Source organism: Monashia sp. NPDC004114, assembly GCF_053603855.1.
This window is the reverse complement of the sequence record NZ_JBSGGK010000018.1, coordinates 57416-74087: the sequence shown is the minus strand read 5'-3', so window position 1 is coordinate 74087 and position 16672 is coordinate 57416. Positions and strand designations below refer to the sequence as shown.

Sequence of the window (16672 nt, the reverse complement as noted above, 5' to 3'; positions counted from 1 at the left end):
CCCATGACCGCCCAGACCGGCACGACCGGGTCCTCGGCCGGACCCGGGCTGCCACCGTCACGTGAGGCCACCCCGGCGCGACCTGACGACGGGTCGCGCCGGGGCGCCGGCACCGGACCATCCCGCAGGCCGGGCCGCCGGTCGGGCCTGCGGGAGGGACGGGCCGCATGGATCCTGGCCCTGCCCTTCTGCGTGCTCTTCCTCGCCTTCACCGCCTGGCCGGTGCTCCAGTCGCTCTTCATGAGCTTCACCGACACGAAGGCCCGCGACCTGCGCACGCCCTTCGACGTCGACGTCATCGGGCTGGACAACTACACCAAGGCCCTGTCGGACCCCATCTTCCGCAAGGCCGCGCTCAACACGGCATACTTCGTGCTCGTCGGTATGCCGCTGACGCTGGTCCTCGCGCTCGCCGCCGCGGTGGCGCTCGACAAGGGCATCACCCGGATGCGCGGCTTCTTCCGGCTCGGGTTCTACACGCCGGTGATCACCTCGATCGTCGCCGTCGCGGTCGTGTGGCGCTTCCTGCTGCAGGACCCGGGCGGTCTGATCAACACCGTGCTCGGCTGGTTCGGCATCGACGGCCCCAACTGGCTGGGCGACCCGAACTGGGCCATGCCAGGCCTGATCCTCATGGCGTCCTGGCGCAACTTCGGCACAGCGATGATCATCTTCCTCGCCGGCCTGCAGTCCGTCCCTCCTGAGCTGCACGAGGCGGCTGCGATCGACGGCGCGAACGCGTGGCGCCGGTTCCGGCACGTCACGCTGCCGCTGCTGCGGCCGACCCTGCTGTTCGTCATGGTGACGACGGCGATCGGCTACCTGCAGTTCTTCGAGGAGCCCTTCGTCATGACGAGTGGTGGCCCGCTCAACAGCACGATCTCGCTGTCGATGTACACGTACAAGCAGTTCGGCTTCGGCAACTACGGGCTCGCGTCGGCGATGAGCTACCTCATCTTCATCGTCATCGCCATCGTCACGGCCGTCCAGTTCCGGCTGCTGCGAGAGAGGACGTGACCCATGTCCGTCGAGACCCAGGTCCCGCAAGCCAGGACCGAGACGCCGCAGGCAACGCGTGGGCGCAACCGCCCCGCGCGCCCGTCCAGCGGGATGGTCGGCTCCAGCAAGAGCGGCCACTGGTGGCTGTACCTCATCCTCACCATCGGCCTCGTCGCCGTGATCGCGCCGTTCGTGTGGATGGTGCTCGGCAGCCTCAAGACCGAGGGTGAGCTGCGGCAGATCCCACCGACGTGGTTGCCGCAGCACGCATCGTTCGACAACTACACCCAGCTGTTCAGCAGCCTCAGCTTCGGGCAGTACTTCCTCAACTCGACGATCGTCGCGCTGGTGGTGACTCTCGGGAACCTGCTGTTCTGCTCGATGCTCGGCTACGCGTTCGCGATGCTCGACTTCCGCGGCAAGAACGCGCTGTTCGTCGCGGTCATGGCGACCCTGATGATCCCTGGTGTCGTGACCTTCGTCCCGTTGTTCGTGCTCGTCGCGAACGCCGGGCTGATCGACACGCTGCCGGGCCTGTTCCTGCCGTTCCTCGTCAGCCCGTTCGGCGTGTTCCTCATGCGGCAGTTCATCCTCAGCCTGCCCAAGGACCTGCTCGACGCGGGCCGGGTCGACGGCGCGGGTGAGCTGCGGATCTTCTCGAGGATCTTCCTGCCGCTGTGCGGTCCGGCCCTGGCCACGCTCGGGATCCTCACCTTCCTCGGCAGCTGGAACAACTTCCTCTGGCCGCTGGTCGTCGCACAGACGGAGGAGCACTACACGCTGCCGGTGGCCCTGGCGCTGTACTCGACCGGCCAGAACAGCACGAACTACGGCCTGCTGCTCGCCGGAGCGACCGTGGTCGTCGTCCCGATCCTCGTGGTGTTCCTGATCTTCCAGCGACGCTTCATCGAAGGGATCGCCACCACCGGTCTCAAGTAGCGGGGTCAGATGACAGGCAGCTGACGAGGGGACGCGCTTCCCGGCGTGCACCCCGGCCAGGCCACCCACCACTTTGCCTGTCACTCCGCCCGTGGACCACCCAGCCCATCACCGACGCAAGCGTGAACCGACACCGAAACGGAGCACAGCCCATGTCAGACCAGATCAACCTGCCCACGCGCCGAGCGATGCTCGTCGGAGGCGCGGCATCCGTCGCAGCCTTCGCCCTGGCACCCTCGGCGTCCGCCGCGACCAGCGCCTCGGGGGCGCGGCAGGCGCCCGCGCTCATCCGCAGCCCGCTGTCCCGGTATGCCGCCTCGTCCCTCGACAGCGGACACCTCCTCACGTGGGCGCGGGACACCTGGCGCAGCCTCGACGCCATGACCGACCCGCGCACGGGTCTGCCCGCGGACAACATCCCCTCCTCGCTCGGGGCCGGCGAACGGTCCCGCTACACCTCGCCGACGAACATCGGGGGCTACCTGTGGTCGACGATCGTCGCGCGCGAGCTCGGGATCATCAGCCGCGGTGATGCGTCCGCACGGCTCATCCGCACCCTCAAGACGGTTGCGCGGCTGCGACACCACGAACCGAGCGGGATGTACTACAACTGGTACGACCCGGCGACGGGGGACGTCGTCACGACCTGGCCCGACAACGGCGACCGCGTCTACCCGTTCCTGTCCAGCGTCGACAACGGCTGGCTCGGTGCGGCCCTGCTCGTGGTCCGCAACTCGGACAAGGCTGCCGGCGTCTGGGCGTCGCAGATCTTCAGCCGCATGCGGTGGGACATGTTCTACGACACGAACGTCGCACTCAAGCCCGGGCTCATCCACGGCGGCTTCTACGACGCGCCACCGCCTCCCGGCTTCTCGGGTTTCACCGGCAACCACATCGGCATCGGCCCGGACGTCTGGTACACGAACCACCACTACGACACGACCGTGTCCGAGACCCGCATCACGAGCTACCTCGGCATCCTCACCGGCCAGATCCCGGGCAACCAGTACTTCGCCATGTGGCGGACGTTCCCGGCCTCCTGCGACTGGTCGTGGCACGAGATGCAGCCGGTCGGAGAGACGCGGACGTACATGGGGGTCAGCGTCTACGAGGGCGCCTACACCTACCGTGGCATGCACATCGTGCCCGGCTGGGGCGGGTCGATGTTCGAGGAGCTCATGCCCGACGTCTTCGTGCCGGAGGCGGACTGGGCGCCGAACAGCTGGGGCCGCAACCACCCGCTGCACGTCCGTGCCCAGCGCGAGCATGGGCTCCTCGACGCCGGTTACGGATACTGGGGCTTCAGCCCGTCGAGCAACCCCGCCGGCGGCTATCGCGAGTACGGCCTCGACGCACTCGGGCTCAACCCGGACGGGTACTTCTCCGACCAGGAGAAGACGAACTACGACGTCGGCTTCGGGACGTGCCGGGCGGCCACCAACCCGAACCCGACCTACGGCGACGGGGTCGTGACGCCGCACGCCGCCTTCCTGGCGATGATGCACGAGCCCGCCGAGTCGTTCGCCAACCTCGTGAAGATCCAGACCGAGCTCGACGCGTACGGCGACGGCGGTTTCTTCGATGCGGTCGCGGTCAAGTCCGGCACCGTGGCGCGCCGCTATCTCTCGCTCGACCAGGCGATGATCATGGGCGTGCTCGGTAATGTGTTGGGCGACAACGTGATTCGCCGCGCGTTCAGCACGCCGGCCGTCGAGGCCAAGATTCGCCCGGTCATCGGCATCGAGGAGTTCAGCGCCGACCCGGTCGCGTAGGCGATCCGCAGCCATGATGGGCTGATCGGACAACCAGACCTCGTGGCCGCCCGACCGCACGCACCGGGCGGCCACGAGCACCCTCCCAGCAAGAACCCGTGAAGCGACGAAAGGCTTGGCCCGTGCGACCCGAGACGAAGACGACCGAGGACGGCGTCTCCTACCGCGACCTCAACGGCAACGGCCGCATGGACCCGTACGAGGACCCCCGCCTCGATGTCGACGCCCGGGTCGAGGACCTGCTCGCGCGGCTGTCGCTGGAGGAGAAGGCGGGCCTGATGTTCCAGACCGTCATCGAGGCCGGCGCCGACGGGTCCGTGCTCGAGCACCCCGGGGCGATCAGCAAGTCGGCGACGTCTGAGGTCGTGCTGAAGAAGCACCTCACGCACTTCAACGTCCACGCGCTGGAGGACGCCCGCATGGCGGCGCGGTGGCACAACGCGCTCCAGGCGATCGCGGAGACCTCGCCACACGGCATACCCGTGACGATCTCGACGGACCCGCGGCACGCGTTCATCGAGAACGTCGGGGTGTCCTTCTCCGCGGGCGCGTTCTCCCAGTGGCCCGAGCCCCTCGGGCTCGCGGCGCTGCGCGACCCGGAGGTGGTGCGGCGGTTCGGCGACATTGCCCGCCAGGAGTACGTCGCGGTCGGCATCCGTGCCGCCCTGCACCCGACGCTCGACCTCGCCACCGAGCCGCGATGGGCCCGCCAGGCAGGCACCTTCGGCCAGGACCCGGACCTCGTGGCCGAGCTCGGCGTCGCTTATCTCCAAGGGTTCCAAGGGGATTCGCTCGGATCAGACAGCGTCGCGTGCACGAGCAAGCACTTCCCCGGTGGTGGCCCACAGAAGGACGGCGAGGACGCGCACTTCCCCTACGGTCGCGAGCAGGTCTACCCGGGTGGGCGGTTCGCGGACCACCTCAAGCCGTTCCCGCCCATCATCGCGGCCGGCACGGCGGCCGTCATGCCGTACTACGGCATGCCGATCGACCTCGTCGTCGATGGGGAGCCCATCGAGCCAGTGGGTTTCGGTTACAACAAGCAGATCGTCACCGGCCTGCTGCGCGACAAGCTCGGGTACGACGGCGTGGTGGTCACCGACTGGGAGCTCGTCAACGACAACCAGGTCGGCGACCAGGTGCTGCCCGCGCGCGCCTGGGGCGTCGAGCATCTCGACCCGCAGGGCCGGATGGAGCTGATCCTCGAGGCAGGCGCCGACCAGTTCGGCGGCGAGGAGTGCGTCGAGGTCCTGCTCGACCTCGTCGCCCAGGGGCGCGTCGCCGAGGAGCGGATCGACACCTCGGCGCGGAGGATCCTCGCAGTGAAGTTCCGACTGGGGCTGTTCGACAACCCGTACGTGGACGAGGACGCAGCTGCCGCGACCGTTGGGAGACCAGACTTCCGCCAGGAGGGGTATGCCGCTCAGGCCAGGTCGGTCACGGTCCTGCAGAACGGCGCGCCCGCCGGCGTGCGTAGCGCCGGCTCGACCGTCACGTGTGCCGACGCAACTCTTCCGCTGCGGCAGGGGATGAGCGTCTATGTGGAGAACGTCTCGGCTGAGGCCGCGGCCCGGCTCGGCACCGTCGTCGAGCAGCCGGAGGACGCGGACGTCGCGGTCGTGCGGCTGCGCGCGCCGTTCGACCCGCGGTCCGACCTGTTCCTCGAGTCGTGGTTCCACCAGGGCTCGCTGGACTTCCCGCCGGGCCTGGTCTCGCGGCTCGCGCGGGTTGCGGAGCAGTGCCCACTCGTCGTCGACGTCGTGCTCGACCGCCCGGCAGTCCTGACTCCGCTGCTGCCGGTCGCGACGACGGTCGTCGCGAGCTACGGCACGAGCGACACGGCCCTCGTGGACGCACTGACCGGCGCGATCCCACCGGTCGGGCGCCTACCGTTCGACCTGCCGCGGTCGATGGAGCAGGTACGGCAGCACGGCGAGGACGTGCCGGGCTACGACGACCCGCTCTTCCCCTTCGGCCACGGCCTGACCGCCTGACCTTCGGCGGCGCTCACGCTCAGCCCTGGTAGCCCTCGACGATCCGGGCGTCGCGCACCTGCGCCTCGTCGGGGTTCTCGCCGAACTCCCGCTTGGCGCGCCGCTGACGGAGCAGATCCCAGCACTGGTCGAGCTCGACCTCGATGTGGTCGAGGCGCGCGTGCTCCTCGTCGACGGTGATCGCTCCGTCCTGCAGGGCCGACCGGAGACGGTGCTCCTCGTCGATGAGCGACTTGATGTGGGACTGGATCGAGAGGTCCTCAGCCATGTCGCCACTATCGCACGCGGCTAGCATGTGGACGGTGACCACATTCGCGCTCATCCCAGGAGCCGGCGGCGCCGCGTGGTTCTGGCATCGGCTCGCACCGCTGCTCGACGCCGCGGGGCACTCCGCCGCTCCCGTCGACCTGCCGGGAGACGACGAGTCGGCCGGGCTGCCGGAGTATGCCGCCCTGGTCGAGTCCGCGATCGACCCCGCGCTCGCGCGTGGCGAGGATGTGGTGCTCGTGGCCCAGTCGCTCGGTGGTTTCACCGCACCCATCGTCGCGAGCCGTCGGCCGGTCGCCGGCATCGTGATGCTCAACGCCATGGTCCCGCTGCCCGGTGAGACCCCAGGCAGCTGGTGGGACGCGGTCGGGCAGAGCCAGGCTCGGGTCGCGGCGGCCCGAGCGGGAGGCTGGCCCGAGGAGTTCGATCTCGACACCTACTTCCTGCACGACGTCGACCCCCAGGTCGCAGCCGACGGTGAGCCGTACCAGCGGCCCGAGGCCGACGTGGTCTTCGACTCGGTCTGCACCATCGACGCCTGGCCCGATGTGCCCACCCGCGTCGTCGCCGGTGCGGATGACCGGTTCTTCCCCGTCGAGCTGCAGCGCCGGGTGGCCTGTGAGCGTCTCGGCCTCGACATCGACATGGTGCCCGGCGGGCACCTTGCCGCGCTGTCGCACCCACGCGAGCTGGCGGCATACCTGATCGGCTGAGGGTGTATCAGGCTGGCACCCGAGGTCTCTGTCTGGCAGGGGAAAGGTGCGGGGAAGGGGGGCCTCCCCGCACCACTCCCCCAGGGGGATCCCCCAACCGAATAGCTTGGGCGGCTGGCCCGTCGAGGTACGTTAACCGCCACCAAGGGCCCGGAATCGCAGACCTGCGCACCCGCGAACCGGGCCCTTAAGCACGCCGTCGACCGGACGGCGTGCCGGCCCCCGCACCGCCAGATCCGCGTCCTCTGGCTGCGTCCTCTGACCGGTGCCCTCAGGTCTGTGCCCTCAGGTCTGTGCCGTCAGGTCTGTGCCGCAGCGAGCAGCCGCCCGGTGCCGGTCCGTATCTCCACCCGGGTGATCTCGTTGGGGCGAAGGGCGGTCGCTCCCGTGACCTTGGAGTACCCGGACGGGGTGGCGAGCCACGACGCGACCGGCGTCTGATTGCCGTTGTGGTCGGTCACCCAGAGCAGCAGCTCGCCGTTCTTGGGCATGTCCTCGCAGTCGATGTCGAGCTGGGTGCCCCAGCCGCGAGTCACGAGCGCGACGTCGACCTTGACCGAGCTCCCCGGCAGCGCAGCCGCCGCGACGTGAGTCGTAGGCGGGTTGGACGCCACGATGCTCGGCCCGATGAGGCCTCCGGCCACGAACAGCAGCACCGCTGCGGCAGCGGACAGGGAGGCGAACCACGTGCGGCGCCGGCGTCGACGACGCCCGACCTCACGGAGCAGGCGAGCGACTCGCGCGTCGTCCGGCTCGGCGAGCGCGGGCTCCGGTGCCCCGGTCTGGGTGGTCGCCAGATGCGGCCCACCAGCCGGGCCGGCGAGATGGAGCAGGCGCGGGATGCCGGACACCTGGCCGAGCTCTGCCTGGCACTGGCGGCACGTCCGCAGATGCTCGCTGAAGGCGCGGTGGTCCTCGTCCGAGAGCCCGCCGAGGACATAGGCGCCGAGCAGGACATGCAGGTCCTCAGGCCCGGCCGTGCCGGTGGGTCCGATGGTCATCTCGTCACCCCCATCTCGTCGAGAATGACGCGCAGGTTGCGCACGGCGTAGAAAGCTCTTGACTTCACGGTTCCCTCTGGCACCCCGAGGCGGCTCGAGGTCTCGGCGACGGTGAGTCGCTGGTAGTACAGACAGCGGACGATATCTCGGTGGTTGGCCTGGAGCCGGCCCAGCGCCTCCTCGACGAGCACCTGGTCAAGGGCCCGGTCGAGCGCGGCGTCCTCCTCGGCGATGTCCACCATCCGGGCCTCCTGGGGGCGTCGCCCCGCGGCGCGGTGCTGGTCCACGATGAGGTGCCGCGCCGTCGTGATGAGGTAGGCGCGCAGGTTGTCGGCCTCCGGTGCCTGGCGCCACACGCGCAGGATGACCTCCTGGACGATGTCGTCGACCCGGTTGGCGTCGCTCGTGGCACGCCAGACGACCCGACGCAGCATCGGCCCGTGCTCGCGGTAGATCTCCGCGACCGCCTCGTCGTCGAGCGGCATTCCGGCCGCCACCTCCTTGATCTCGTTCCGGCTCCGAAGACGCCGTGGCCGTCCGCTTGGTTCACCGCGGCGCCTTCAGGCGTTACCTTCCTCCGCTCCGCTCGCTCGTTCCTCCCACGCAGAGCGTGGGACCCAGCTCGCTGCGCTGCGTCCAGGCAACGCCGGCGCCGCGGCTGTGCTTTTGGCGCCTCGCTTCGCTGCGGCGCGTGCCCCGGCGCGTGCCGTGGCTGACTCAGTAAGTTGAACACATATGAGCCGAGCTGACTGGGCTGAGCCCGCGCCGCACCCGTTGACCGGGGTGCTGTTTGAATCCCCGGTGCCCCCGGGCAGCGGCTGGCCGGGCGACCCCGCGACGTCGGAGACACCGGTGGCCACCACGGCGGACGAGGTGCGACGGCTTGCGAAGGGCGCGGACGGCATACCCGAGCTCGACGCGCGGGTGAGCGTGTGCCGGGCCTGCCCGCGCCTCGTGACGTGGCGCGAGGCGGTCGCGACGCACGGGCGGCGCGCCGCCTTCGCCGACCAGCCGTACTGGGGCCGCCCCGGACCCTCGTTCGGCGACCCCGAGGCCGAGGTCCTCGTCATCGGGCTGGCGCCCGCCGCCAACGGCACCAACCGCACGGGGCGGATGTTCACCGGCGACCGCTCGGGGGACTGGCTGTATGCCGCACTCCACCGAGCCGGGTACGCCACCCAGCCGACGTCGGTCGCCGCCGGGGACGGCCTGGAGCTGCGCGGCCTGCGCATCGTGGCCACCGTCCGGTGCGCCCCTCCTGCGAACAAGCCGACCACGCAGGAGAAGGCGACGTGCGCGCCGTGGCTCGACCGCGACCTCGAGCTGGCCGAACCGCGGCTGCGGTCCCTGCTCGCCCTCGGGTCGATCGGGTGGGACGCCGCGCTCGGGGCCGCCCGGCGACGCGGGTGGGCGCTCCCGGCCCGCAAGCCGCGCTTCGGCCACGGTGCCGAGGCTGTGCTCACCACCGGCGGTGGCCGCATGGTACGGCTCGTCGGCAGCTACCACGTCAGCCAGCAGAACACCTTCACCGGCAAGCTCACCGAGACGATGCTCGACGAGGTCATCGGCCGCCTGTGAGTGCGCGGCGAACGCGACGCCCGGGGCGGGACGGGACGGGATACCCCATCGGCTAGCGTGGATGGCATGTCCAGCCAGCCGTACTGGGAGAGCGCCGTCGAGCGCCAGATCCGCGAGGCCCAGGAGCGCGGCGACTTCGACGACCTACCCGGCGCCGGCAAGCCGCTCGACCTCAGCGACTCAAGCGACCCGGACTGGTGGGTCAAGCGGATGGCCAAGCGCGAGAACCTCGACTTCACCGGCGCGCTGCCGGGCGCCCTCGGGCTGCGCAAGGAGGCGGCCGGTTACCCCGACGCACTCGCCGACGTCCGCACCGAGAAGCAGGTGCGCGAGATCATCACGGACTACAACAAGCGAGTCCTGGCCGACCGTCTGCGTCCGGCGGTGGGCAACCTGCCTCCGCTCCTCGCCAAGACGATCGACGTCGACGAGATGGTCGAGCAGTGGCGAGGCCTCCGAGCCGAGCGCGACGAGCAGGCGCGCACCGCAGCCGAGGAGGCGGCCCGTGCCGCGGCTGCTGAGCGTGCGGCGAACCAGCGAATGCCTTGGTGGCGAAAGCTTTTCGCTCACGACTGAGCGTCTAGCTGTTCCTCGATGGCGTCCAGCGGGGCCACGATGAGCGGGCCACCTTCGTATCGGCCCCCGTCCACCGCGAGCACCCGCCCGCCGGCATAGGCGACCGGTAGCGGGTCGAGCGACCCCGCGTCCACTCCGAGCATGTACGGGATCGTGCTGTGCCCGTGGACGATCCGCGTCCCGCCGAGAGTCGACAGCATCCGCTCGACGTTCGCCGCACTCTTGCGGCCGCGGAAGTCTCCACGCGAGGTGAGGCGCCGCCAGCACTCCCACATGTCCTCGAGCCGGCGCTCCCGCAAGAGCACCTCGGCGGCCGCGTTGACCTCGTCGACCGTGCTGCCCCAGTCGAGGTAGTCGACGGTGTCGGAGTGCATCAGCAGCCAGTTGCCGACTCGAGCGAGCATCGGACGCCTGACGATCCACCGCTCGTGGCGCTCGGTCAGCCCGGCCTGGTCGTGCAGCTGGCCACCGTTGAGCAGCCAGCTGCCGAGAAAGCTGCGCCCGGACATCCGCGGCCCTGGGACCTCCGTCTGGCCGAACCACCGCATGCCGAGCGCGAGCACCTCGTGGTTGCCGAGGAGCGCCTCGACCCGGCCTCCGCCGGCGCTCGCCTGGTCCTGCCAGCGCATGAGCGCCTCGACGACGGCGACGCCGTCCGGCCCACGGTCGAAGTAGTCGCCGAGCACCCACAGCTCGTCGTGGCCGGCCCAGTCCCCCGACCTGTCCACCAGTCCGGCGTCGCGAACAGCCTCGACGAGGTCGTCGGCATGCCCGTGCACGTCGCTCACGACATAGTGAGAGGTCACCCTCGTCACGGTAGGGCCCGACGAACGCCGGGTCCATCGGGGCCTGACCAGCCATGCTGGGTCGCATGCATCGTCAACGCGTCCTTCGCCGTCGCCTTGCGACACAGCGGCTCTCGTCCCCGCCGCTGCCCTGTGCCGCGGATGCCGTCCGCCTGCTCACGTGCGTCCAGTCCCAGGAGCGGGACCACGCGTTCTTCGCGCTGTCCCAGCGCAGCCGTGCGAGGACGTATGCCGCCGTGCGAGCCGAGCACGACTCCGGCGCGTTCGTGCGCACCCACATCCTGCGACCTACCTGGCACTACGTCGCACCGGAGGACCTGCGCTGGATCCTCGCGCTCACCTCCCCTCGGGTCGAGCAGCTGGAGGCGCCGTACCTCCGCAAGTTCGGGTTCGACGAGCCAACGGTCGAGCGGGCCTTCGGCGTCATCTCGTCATCGCTCGCGGGGCGGACCTTCCTGACCCGCAAGGAGATCGGCGATCGTCTCGCCGCGGCGGGGCTGCTCGGCGAGGGCGAGGGGCTCGGGCACCTGTTGCTCCTCGCCGAGCTCCGGGCGCTCGTCTGCGGCGGCCCGGTCAAGGGCGTGCAGCACTCCTACGGCCTGGTCGACGAGCTGGTCGCGCCCACCCCCGAGCGGTCGCGGAACGAGGCCCTGGTCGAGCTGGCGCGCCGTTTCTTCGCCGGCCACGGCCCCGCCTCGGTCAAGGACCTCAGCCGATGGTCGTCCCTCACGGTCGCCGATGCCAAGCGCGCGGTCGACGAGCTCGAGGACGTCCTCGAGCGGGTGGAGGTGGACGGCACACCCCACTGGTTCGACCCCACGGTCCCGGCGCGCACGACCCGGGGCGACCAGGCGCATCTGCTCACGACCTACGACGAGGTGACGCTGACCTACCCGGCGGTGAGCTTTCCCGTCGCGCCGGAGCTGCCCGAGCCGGAAGGGTTCCCGTGGTACACGGCCGTGCTCGTCGACCAGGTCCGCGTCGGGACGTGGCGGCGCACGGTGGAGCGCGACCGGGTCGTCGTCGAGACCCGCCTCGCGCCGTCGACGACCGCCGACCAGCACGCTCGTGTGGACCTGGCCGTCGCGCGGCTCGGCGAGTTCCTCGGACTCCCCGTCGAGCGCCGGTGACCCCCGCAACACACCCGGATGGTGGAGCCGGCGCTCTGCGCCGGACCGGCTGCTCGACCTGGTTACAACTATGGCGAGCGGACGGTTTCCGGGTGTGTTGCCTCGGGGGGTGCGTGGTCGACGAAGCGCACCAGGTCGGCCACGGAGTCGACGACCCGGCTGGGGCGGTACGGGAAGTTCTCGATCTGCTCGCGGGTCGTCGAGCCGGTGAGCACCAGGACGCTGCGCAGCCCCGCCTCGAGGCCGGAGATGATGTCGGTGTCCATGCGGTCACCGACCATGATCGTCGTCTCGGAGTGGGCGTCGAGCCGGTTGAGGGCGCTGCGCATCATGAGCGGGTTGGGCTTGCCGATGTAGTAGGGCTGGCGGCCGGTGGCCGTGCTGATCAGCGCCGCAACCGAGCCGGTGGCGGGGAGCAGCCCCGCCGGGCTCGGCCCGCTCGGGTCGGGGTTCGTCGCGATGAAGCGCGCTCCTGCGTCGATGAGGCGGATCGCCCGGGTGATCGCCTCGAACGAGTACGTGCGCGTCTCACCCAGCACGACGTAGTCGGGGTCGCGGTCGGTCATGACGTAGCCGACCCCGTGCATCGCGGTCGTGAGCCCGGCTTCGCCGACGACGTATGCCGTCCCGCCGGGTCGCTGGTCCGCCAGGAACTGCGCGGTGGCCAGGGCAGAGGTCCAGATCGCACCTTCCGGCACGTCGATGCCGCTGGCGAGCAACCTGGCACGCAGGTCGCGCGGCGTGAAGATCGAGTTGTTCGTGAGCACGAGGAAGCGCTTGCCCGAGGTCTTGAGCGCCTCGATGAAGTCGGAGGCGCCGGGAATCGCCACCTCCTCGTGCACGAGGACGCCGTCCATGTCGGTGAGCCAGGTCTCGACGGGGCGGTGTTCGGTCATGCGCCCATTCTGGTGGCAACGCGCGCCCGACATGCGAGCGGACTGGGCCAAGTGATGGCGCTCAGGACGCGGACTGGGCGGCGATCGCCGAGTCGACGCGGTCGGCCGTCAGGGCGTGCTGCACGACCATGGTGGCCGCGCCGATGACACCGGCCTGGACCCCGGTCGTGGCCGAGACGATCTGCAGGCCGCCGGTGGCCAGGGGCAGCGACCGGCCGTAGACCACCTCGCGCACGCCGGCGATGAGGCTCTCGCCAGCCTGGACGAGTGAGCCACCGATGACGATGACGGACGGGTTGAGGAGGCTGACGCAGGTCGCGAGGACCTCGCCGATCGTGCGCCCCGCCTGGCGGACGGCGTGCGCGGTCGGGATGTTGCCCTTGCGGACGAGCTCGACGATGTCGGCGTTGCTCTCGGCCTGGATGCCGATCTCGTTGAGCGACTTGGAGATGGCGCGTCCGCTTGCGACCGCCTCGAGACAGCCCCTGTTGCCACAGGTGCAGAGGACGTCGGGTGCGTGCGGGGCGGCGACGTGTCCCAGGTCACCGGCGGCGCCCACTGCCCCACGGTGCAGCCGGCCTCCGCTGATGATGCCGGCGCCGATCCCGGTGGCCACCTTGACGAAGAGCAGGTGCTCGACGTCGTGGTGGGCCAGGGCGTGCTCGCCGAGGGCCATGATGTTGACGTCGTTGTCGACGAGCACCGGCACGTCGAACGCGCGTCGCACGTGGGCCGGGACGTTGTAGCCGTCCCACCCGGGCATGATCGGCGGCCGCATCGGGCGACCGCTCGAGTGCTCGACCGGGCCGGGCAGCCCGATGCCGATGCCGATGAGCTCGCTCGGACTCCGGTTGGCTTGCTCGAGAAGGCGTCGCGTCGCAGCGATGACCCAGTCGAGGACCGGGCCGGGCCCGTCGGTGATGTCCAGCTTCTCGGCGATCTCGCAGATCGGGCGGCTGCTCAGGTCGGTCAGCGCGATGCGCCCGTGGGTCGCCCCGAGGTCTGCGCCGACGACGACCCGGGCCTCCGGGTTGAACGCGAAGCGGATCGGCGGGCGTCCTCCGGTGCTGGCCGCCTCGCCACTCGGGGCCAGCAGGCCGGTCGCGAGGAGGGCGTCCACGCGGGCGCCGACGGTCGAGCGCGCCAGGCCCGTGAGCTTCGCCAGCTCGGCCCGGGTGCGGGGAGTCTCGTCGCGCAGCAGCTGGAGCAGCTCGCCTGCGCCGTTGGCGCCTGAGGCTGACGACGATGGCTCAGCGGAATGCACGATTGCAGTGAAGCACATGCAGCTTCCGTACGCCACGCAATCGGCTTTGTGTCTCGCGATCGAAACTTTTGCTTGACGTCCCGACAAAAGTGGGACACGGTGTGACGCATGGAATCTCGACGGCGAGACGATGCCGACGCACCGCTGCTGCGAATGACCAACGTGGTCAAGCGTTTTCCAGGGGTCGTGGCCCTCGGTGGGGTCGACCTCGATGTTCTGCCCGGCGAGGTGCACTGCCTGCTCGGCCAGAACGGCGCCGGCAAGAGCACGCTGATCAAGGTTCTCGCCGGTGTGCACGAGGCCGACGAGGGCACCATCGAGTGGTCCGGCGAGCCGGTCACGCTCCACCACCCGCAGGCTGCCATGGACCTCGGCATCGCGACCATGTACCAGGAGCTCGACCTCGTCGAGGGACTCACCGTCGCCGAGAACATCTTCCTCGGGCACGAGCCGAACCGCCTCGGCTTCTCCCAGCGGTCCACCGCCCGCCGCGAGGCGGCAGGGCTGCTGAAGCGGCTCGGACACCCCGAGATCTCTCCCTCCATCGAGGTCGGCACCCTCTCGGCGGCCTCCTGCCAGATCGTGAGCATGGCCCGGGCGCTCTCCCGCGACGCACGGCTCATCATCATGGACGAGCCCTCCGCCGTGCTCGACGCCGGCGAGGTCGGGCAGCTGTTCAAGGTCATCCGCGAGATCACCTCGCAGGGGGTCTCCGTCGTCTACATCTCGCACCGCCTCGAGGAGATCCGCGAGATCGGCGACCGCGTCACCGTCCTCAAGGACGGCAAGACCGTCACCACGGGGCTCGATGCCAAGACCACGCCGACGCAGGAGCTGATCCGGCTCATGACGGGCCGCTCGATCGAGTACGTCTTCCCGGACAAACCGCAGGTCAATGACGCCGAGCCGATGCTCAAGGTCGAGGGGCTGACCCGCGACGGTGAGTTCGCCGACATCAGCTTCCACGTCCGGCCCGGCGAGGTCGTCGGCCTCGCCGGCCTCGTGGGGTCCGGTCGGTCCGAGATCGTCGAGACGATCTTCGGCGCGCGCAGGTCCACCGGCGGCACGGTCACCGTGGACGGGACGGTCGTGCGGCCGGGTTCCGTGACCTCGGCGGTCGCTGCCGGGATCGGCCTCTGCCCGGAGGAGCGCAAGAGCCAGGCGCTGGTCCTCGACGCATCGCTTGCCGCAAACATCAGCCTGGCGAGCCTGGCCCGGTTCTCACGCGCCGGGCTGCTCGACCGCGACGGTGAGGTCGAGTCGGCCGAGGAGCTGCTCGAGTCGCTCGATGTGCGCCCGCGCGGGGTGCACCGCGAGTCGCGCACGCTCTCCGGTGGCAACCAGCAGAAGGTCGTCCTGGCCCGATGGTTGCTCCGCGGCTGCAAGGTGCTCCTCCTCGACGAGCCGACGCGCGGCGTCGACGTCGGGGCGCGGTCGGAGATCTACGGCCTGATCCGGCGGCTCACCGACGACGGCGTGGCTGTCGTCGTGGTCTCCAGCGAGATCCCCGAGGTGCTCGGGTTGTCCAACCGGGTGCTGGTCGTCGCCGACCGCACCGTCCGCCACGAGGGTCCGGCCGACGAGCTCGACGAGCACGCCGTCCTCGACATCATCCTGAAGGGAGACGCGGCATGAGCGCCGACGTCACGAAGGCCGACCAGGCGCCGGGCGACCCGGCCACCGACGCGACAGGGGCGGCGGGGGAGAGCACGCAGCAGAGCGGTCCCGCCGTCGGGGGTGTCACCACGCGCCGTTCAGGGGGCCTGGCCGGCTTCCTCAGCGGACCCGCCGGGCGCAACGCCGGGCTGGTGCTCGCCCTGGTGCTGCTCATCATCGTCGGGATCATCACCGCCGGTGACCGGTTCGCCAGCCCGGAGAACGCGCTGACGATCCTGCGGCTCGGGTCGGTCATCGGCGTGGTCAGCGTCGGCATGACCTTCGTCATCGGCGGCGGCGGCATCGACCTGTCGGTCGGCGCGATCGTCGCGCTCTCCTCGGTATGGGCCACGACCTTGGCGACGCAGACCATGGCCGAGAACTACCACTGGATCGTCATGGTCCTCGTCGCCCTGGCCGTCGGCGCCGGCTGCGGACTGGTCAACGGCGTCCTCATCGCGTACGGGCGAATGGCGCCCTTCATCGCAACGCTCGCCATGCTGGCCGCGGCACGCGGGCTGGCGGAGATCATCGCCAAGCGCCGCACGCAGATCATCCGGGAGCGCGGCTTCATCGACTTCTTCGGCGGCAGCGTCCTCGGCATCCCGGTCCTCGTGATCATGTTCGCGATCGTCGCGGCCGTCGGCTGGGTGCTGCTCAACCGCACGACGTTCGGCCGGCGCACCCTGGCCATCGGTGGCAACCCCGAGGCCGCGCGCCTGGCCGGCATCCGGGTCAAGCGCCAGACGATGTACCTCTACATTCTGCTCGGCGTCGCCTGTGGCATCGCCGCGGTCATGATCATGGCCCGGACGACGACCGGAACCTCGACGCACGGAACGCTGTACGAGCTCGACGCGATCGCGGCCGTCGTCATCGGCGGCACCCTCCTGTCCGGTGGCCGCGCCACGGTCGTCGGCACGGTGCTCGGCGTGCTCATCTTCACGACGCTCACCAACGTCTTCACCCTCAACAATCTCGACACCTCCACGCAGGCGGTGGCAAAGGGAGCCATCATCGTGGCCGCCGTCCTGCTCCAGCAGCGGGTCTCCCGCACCCGGTCGACCTAGTCCACAAGGCC

General features: G+C 70.3%; 16 protein-coding genes. 10 read left to right on the top strand and 6 right to left on the bottom strand.

What is annotated here, in order from left to right:
• The first annotated feature begins 3 nt into the window (after positions 1 to 3).
• The 4 genes from ACWEOW_RS20130 to ACWEOW_RS20115 all read left to right on the top strand — a co-directional run bounded on the left by ACWEOW_RS20130 (position 4) and on the right by ACWEOW_RS20115 (position 5704).
• Complete coding sequence (locus tag ACWEOW_RS20130; protein WP_452271021.1) at positions 4 to 1017, top strand: carbohydrate ABC transporter permease; 1014 nt, start codon at positions 4 to 6, stop codon at positions 1015 to 1017.
• Between the two features lie 3 nt (positions 1018 to 1020).
• Positions 1021 to 1938 (top strand): carbohydrate ABC transporter permease, encoded by a 918-nt coding sequence (locus ACWEOW_RS20125; protein ID WP_452271020.1) that lies wholly within the window; start codon positions 1021 to 1023, stop codon positions 1936 to 1938.
• Positions 1939 to 2090: 152 nt separating this feature from the next.
• Positions 2091 to 3710 carry a glucoamylase family protein gene (locus tag ACWEOW_RS20120; protein WP_452271019.1) on the top strand — a complete coding sequence of 540 codons (1620 nt, stop codon included), beginning with the start codon at positions 2091 to 2093 and terminating at the stop codon, positions 3708 to 3710.
• Between the two features lie 122 nt (positions 3711 to 3832).
• Positions 3833 to 5704 carry a glycoside hydrolase family 3 protein gene (locus ACWEOW_RS20115; RefSeq protein ID WP_452271018.1) on the top strand — a complete coding sequence of 624 codons (1872 nt, stop codon included), beginning with the start codon at positions 3833 to 3835 and terminating at the stop codon, positions 5702 to 5704.
• Positions 5705 to 5723: 19 nt separating this feature from the next.
• Here ACWEOW_RS20115 and ACWEOW_RS20110 read toward each other — a convergent pair whose 3' ends face one another.
• Positions 5724 to 5972, bottom strand: coding sequence for a DUF2630 family protein (locus tag ACWEOW_RS20110; RefSeq protein WP_452271017.1), 249 nt, complete (start codon positions 5970 to 5972; stop codon positions 5724 to 5726).
• A gap of 25 nt (positions 5973 to 5997) precedes the next feature.
• On the opposite strand from ACWEOW_RS20110, the gene ACWEOW_RS20105 reads away from it, so the two are divergent.
• Entirely contained in the window at positions 5998 to 6684 is a 687-nt protein-coding gene (locus ACWEOW_RS20105; protein WP_452271016.1) for an alpha/beta fold hydrolase, read from the top strand.
• A 299-nt stretch (positions 6685 to 6983) separates the two neighbouring features.
• On the opposite strand, the gene ACWEOW_RS20100 is transcribed toward ACWEOW_RS20105, so the two are convergent.
• Both ACWEOW_RS20100 and ACWEOW_RS20095 read right to left on the bottom strand, forming a co-directional pair.
• Positions 6984 to 7685, bottom strand: a complete 702-nt coding sequence (locus tag ACWEOW_RS20100) for a zf-HC2 domain-containing protein (RefSeq protein ID WP_452271015.1) — start codon at positions 7683 to 7685, stop codon at positions 6984 to 6986.
• The gene (locus ACWEOW_RS20095; protein ID WP_452271014.1) at positions 7682 to 8170 is read right to left on the bottom strand and encodes a sigma-70 family RNA polymerase sigma factor; all 489 of its coding nucleotides are present in this window, start codon (positions 8168 to 8170) and stop codon (positions 7682 to 7684) included. Before ACWEOW_RS20095 ends, ACWEOW_RS20100 begins: the two co-directional genes overlap by 4 nt.
• 250 nt (positions 8171 to 8420) lie before the next feature.
• Here ACWEOW_RS20095 and ACWEOW_RS20090 point away from each other — a divergent pair, with 250 nt between their 5' ends.
• Both ACWEOW_RS20090 and ACWEOW_RS20085 read left to right on the top strand, forming a co-directional pair.
• Complete coding sequence (locus ACWEOW_RS20090) at positions 8421 to 9263, top strand: uracil-DNA glycosylase (protein WP_452271013.1); 843 nt, start codon at positions 8421 to 8423, stop codon at positions 9261 to 9263.
• Between the two features lie 66 nt (positions 9264 to 9329).
• Complete coding sequence (locus ACWEOW_RS20085; protein ID WP_452271012.1) at positions 9330 to 9839, top strand: DnaJ family domain-containing protein; 510 nt, start codon at positions 9330 to 9332, stop codon at positions 9837 to 9839.
• Here the strand turns inward: ACWEOW_RS20085 and ACWEOW_RS20080 are convergent.
• The gene (locus tag ACWEOW_RS20080; protein WP_452271011.1) at positions 9830 to 10645 is read right to left on the bottom strand and encodes a metallophosphoesterase; all 816 of its coding nucleotides are present in this window, start codon (positions 10643 to 10645) and stop codon (positions 9830 to 9832) included. The two genes, ACWEOW_RS20085 and ACWEOW_RS20080, sit on opposite strands and share 10 nt — an antisense overlap.
• Before the next feature lie 65 nt (positions 10646 to 10710).
• Between ACWEOW_RS20080 and ACWEOW_RS20075 the strand changes: the two genes are divergently transcribed.
• Entirely contained in the window at positions 10711 to 11775 is a 1065-nt protein-coding gene (locus ACWEOW_RS20075) for a winged helix DNA-binding domain-containing protein (RefSeq protein WP_452271010.1), read from the top strand.
• Between the two features lie 68 nt (positions 11776 to 11843).
• Here the strand turns inward: ACWEOW_RS20075 and ACWEOW_RS20070 are convergent, their stop codons facing one another.
• The gene (locus ACWEOW_RS20070) at positions 11844 to 12671 is read right to left on the bottom strand and encodes an HAD-IIA family hydrolase (protein WP_452271009.1); all 828 of its coding nucleotides are present in this window, start codon (positions 12669 to 12671) and stop codon (positions 11844 to 11846) included.
• A 61-nt stretch (positions 12672 to 12732) separates the two neighbouring features.
• On the bottom strand, positions 12733 to 13953 hold the full coding sequence (locus tag ACWEOW_RS20065; RefSeq protein ID WP_452271008.1) for an ROK family protein: 1221 nt from the start codon (positions 13951 to 13953) through the stop codon (positions 12733 to 12735).
• Between the two features lie 135 nt (positions 13954 to 14088).
• Between ACWEOW_RS20065 and ACWEOW_RS20060 the strand changes: the two genes are divergently transcribed.
• Entirely contained in the window at positions 14089 to 15570 is a 1482-nt protein-coding gene (locus ACWEOW_RS20060) for a sugar ABC transporter ATP-binding protein (protein WP_452271055.1), read from the top strand.
• Complete coding sequence (locus ACWEOW_RS20055; protein ID WP_452271007.1) at positions 15567 to 16661, top strand: ABC transporter permease; 1095 nt, start codon at positions 15567 to 15569, stop codon at positions 16659 to 16661. The genes ACWEOW_RS20060 and ACWEOW_RS20055 overlap by 4 nt, the downstream gene beginning before the upstream one ends.
• Positions 16662 to 16672: the final 11 nt, after the last annotated feature.